This window comes from Frankia sp. CeTa3Moorea, assembly GCF_978021225.1.
On sequence record NZ_CDXDOR010000286.1, the window covers coordinates 1 to 2,591 of the forward strand.

General features: G+C 66.1%; 1 protein-coding gene. It reads right to left on the reverse strand.

Translation table 11 applies throughout. The features are described from left to right. Positions 1-195: 195 nt before the first annotated feature. Positions 196-1,611 (reverse strand): site-specific integrase, encoded by a 1,416-nt coding sequence (locus AC08OV_RS24405; protein WP_476612657.1) that lies wholly within the window; start codon positions 1,609-1,611, stop codon positions 196-198. Between the last annotated feature and the right edge of the window lie 980 nt (positions 1,612-2,591).

The window sequence follows — 2,591 nt, forward strand, 5'->3', positions numbered from 1 at the left end:
CACCCGCCCCACCCCTCCTGACCTGGGCTTTCGTGGCGACCTGATCGCACCGGAGATCGACATCTGGTCGATGTGATGCCGATGTGATGCCGTTGCGACGGCAACTAATCTTGGACGTTCGACCGGCGGCTACGGAGAGCGACTGCGGTAGGTCGTGGTGGTGCCTGTTTGACGTGGCGTTAGCGTGGGGGTCGCTTACAGCTCGATGCCGAGGCCGTCGGGTTCGGGGCCGTCAGCGGGCGGCACGACGGGTTGCGTGGTGGGTGGCCGCGGTCCGGGTGGAAGTCGGCGGGGAACGACGGCGGCGGCGGCTTTGGCGGCGGCGCGGTCCGCGTCGGCGAAGATCGAGGTGTAGACGTCGCCGGTGAAGTGGATGGAGGCGTGTCCGAGAAGCTCGGAGACGACCTTGAGGTCCTTGGTGGCCAGGTAGGTGAGGCTGGCGGCGGTGTGGCGCAGGTCGTGGAGTCGGATCGGGGGCAGCAGGCCGAAGTCGAGAGCGATTTTGATGGCTTCGGGGGGCATGCGGTGCCGGTCGGCGAGGCGATGGACGCTCCAGTGGTGTTCGGCGTGTTCGGTGCGAATGGTGGCGAAGCGTATTATGAGCCGTTCGAAGCGCTGGGAGATTCCGTCCGCGTTGAGCGGAGTGCCGTCAGGATGGGTGAACACCCGGCCACTGTCGGTCCAGGCCTTCCCGTAAGCGGCGCGTTCACCGTCCTGGTGGGTCTGCCAGGACTCCAGAACCTGTCTGGTCGTCGGATCTAGGCTGATGGTGCGGGTACCGCTTTCGCTCTTCGGGTCTTCGTAGAGGTCGATGTCGTCCTCGGCGTCTGGCCCGGATCCGGGTAGATTGTCGAGGATGTAGATGCTGTCGTCGTCGAAGTCGACTTCGGTCCAGCCGAGCGCGACGGCTTCGCCGCGGCGCAGGGCGCGGTGGGCGATGAGATGCCACAGCGGGTAGAGCCGGTCGGCGGCGGTGAAGTCGAGGAAGGCGCCGGCCTGCTGAGGGGTCCAGACCATGACCGGGGAGGGCCGGGTGCCTTTGCGCTGCCAAGCGGCGATCCGCGGCGCGGTCCACACGAGCGGCCTGACCTTGCGAGCTCTGGGAAGCTCGACGTGTTCAGCCGGGTTATGGCCCAGTTTCTTGCGTTTCACGGCGCTGTTGAGCGCGCTCATTAGGGTGGCATGTACGCGCTGAATTCGGGATGCGCTCAGTCGGCGACGGTGCCGCGGGTCGTCCTGACGGACTTCGAGGAGCCGGACGAGCAGCGGTGAGGGTTTCTTTCCCTGTAGATCTCGGCCGATGAGCTGCATGGCGGCGTACAGCTTCTCGACGTGGTGATCCCGCAACTTGTCGAGGCGAAGATGACCGAGGCCAGGTTTGAGGTAGAGGCGGATATGCTCCTCATAGGAGCGCCGGGTCGTTCCTGCCAGACCAGCTTTTCCCGCGAGCCAGTCATCGAGGTAACCTGCCACGGTGAGCCCGGTGTCGTCTGGGCGAATACCGCCATGCATGTCCGTCAGCGAGGCGGCCAGCGCCTCTTCGGCGTCATCTGCGGAGGCGAACGGGCCGACAGGCGTCCGGCGGCGCCTGCCGTCCGGTCCAGACGGCACATCATGGATGAACCACCACGCCCCGTGATCGGAACGGGCCAGATTCGGACAGCGCTGTCCCAGTTGGCGGCGAGTCTGAGGGTCCCGGCACCCGCACCGTTTGAACACCGATCCCCTCACTGGACACCATCCGGGCAGCCTGCCCCGGGGGCTACCGCGGCCGAGGATGACGGGCAGCTGCGCCCAAGTTCATCGGACGCGGCTGGTGGGACGGGGCGGGGCATACGATTCATGCGCACCGACGGTCCGGGCTGGTGCCATCGCAGACGGCATCGTCGCGGCCCTCGGCAGAGACATCGTCGCAGGCGCAGGCATCCGCACTGACATCGAGCGTGTCACCTTGACATGGCCTCGACACAAGGCTGTTGCGTTGTGAGGGGTAGGGCGTGCGAGGCTCTGGCCGGCCGGGCGGTCAGATGGCGCGGGCGAGCTCGGTGAGAACGGGCGACAGTATCGGGTGAGAATCGGCCTCGACATCGAGTTCGTCGTAGCCGCGGCGGATGTTCTGGACTAGCCTGAGTTTCCTAGCTGGCGAGTAACTTATGCCTCTTTGGCTATGATCGACGATCTGGTGTACCTCGGTCGACCTGCACCGTTGCGTGGCCAGATCGGTGCGATTATGGCTTCAAAGGGTGTATTATCCATATTGTGGCGTCGATCATCAAGAAGCGGCGGGGCGACCGGGAGTGCCTGTGATCAGGACCGGCGGACGTCCATGGAGACCGGCGAACAGGCTGCCGATGATCTCATAATCCGTCGGTCGTGGGTTCGAGTCAGGCCTCTTCCAGCCAGTCGCCGCTGTGAAGCTCCGCTAACGAGGCCGTCAGCGCCTTCTGCGCATCGTCCTCGGTGGGAAATGGGCCCCTGACGGCCCGCCGCCGCGATCGCGGCAGATGCCGCCACCACGGGGTTGGGAACCTCGCCGGGCGCGGACGCCCGGCGCTGCCCGAGCGACGTGGTACCGACCGCTCGCGCCCGAA